The 1,011-nt window shown below is 47.8% G+C and carries 2 protein-coding genes; both read left to right on the top strand.

Going from position 1 to position 1,011, the window contains the following annotated elements:
• A partial coding sequence (locus BG32_RS15785) for a hypothetical protein (RefSeq protein WP_220660308.1) occupies positions 1-356 on the top strand: 356 nt, incomplete at its 5' end.
• A 201-nt stretch (positions 357-557) separates the two neighbouring features.
• On the top strand, positions 558-869 hold the full coding sequence (locus BG32_RS05130; protein ID WP_121526507.1) for a nucleotidyltransferase domain-containing protein: 312 nt from the start codon (positions 558-560) through the stop codon (positions 867-869).
• Positions 870-1,011 lie beyond the last annotated feature (142 nt).

A 1,011-nucleotide genomic window follows, 5' to 3' on the forward strand; every position in this document is an offset into this window, starting at 1 on the left:
TTCGTTCCGACGCTGCGCATTCAGGTTACAGGAAAAACCAGGATCAGAAGGTTGAGGCGGGAGATTTACGCGAGGGACAAGACGTTCGCTGCGCTCATGAGAGGACGAGAGCGAAAATAGGGACTGACGATTCTCCTCACGTCTGCCCCTTTTTCGCGAGGGATAGGGATCCTGACCAGGAGCATTGTCAGGATGACGCGATGGGAGAGAAGGCTCTCATCACTAGCCACTCGTACAAACTACTTACTTCAGCACCCGTAAGGCTGCCCGAAATGTCTCTTTTTTGGGCTTACGTTAAGGGTCATCACGAACTTGTTTCGGGATCTGCTCTTGAACCGATCGAAGATGCGGGTTAGATGTTTCTGATTGAAGAAAACCTTGAGAGCGTAATTCTGAATCAAGTTCAGATGATAGTATGTGACGTTCTTGGAAAGTCCACATTTATTCCTTTCTGCCGAAGCCGAGCATGAATCCCCGATGCTTCTGTTAGCTTTTCGACTTCGTTATTGAGAAAACAGCATTTTGCTATAATCTAGTGGAGTCGAGGAGGTGTAAATGTGGTCGATAATGATCTTAATCTATTACTGAATCAGATTGTTCAGCTGGCGTCTCCCTTAAGAGTACTGCTGTTTGGCTCGCGCGCCAGGGGCGAGGGTTCAGTCACGAGCGATTATGATCTCCTGGTTATTGTGAAGGATGGGGAAGGCCGCAGGAGAACGGCACAGATGCTGTACAGAGAAATCAAAGGTGTAAAAACTCCTTTCGACCTCATTGTAGCTACCGAGAGCGATATCGCGGATTACGCAGACAATCCCTTCATGGTTTTCAATAGTGCCCTGAAGGAAGGAATAGAGCTATATGCATCTTGACGAAGAGAATCGTGGTATTTCGAAAACATGGCTCAGTTACGCTGAAAGTGACCTTTCTTTGGCTTCCACAAAACCGGAAGGTGCGATTCTACCGGGTACCCTGTGTTTTCTCGCACAACAGGCTTGTGAGAAGTCTCTCAAG

Source organism: Mesotoga sp. HF07.pep.5.2.highcov (assembly GCF_003666285.1).
Classification (GTDB): Bacteria; Thermotogota; Thermotogae; order Petrotogales; family Kosmotogaceae; genus Mesotoga; species Mesotoga prima.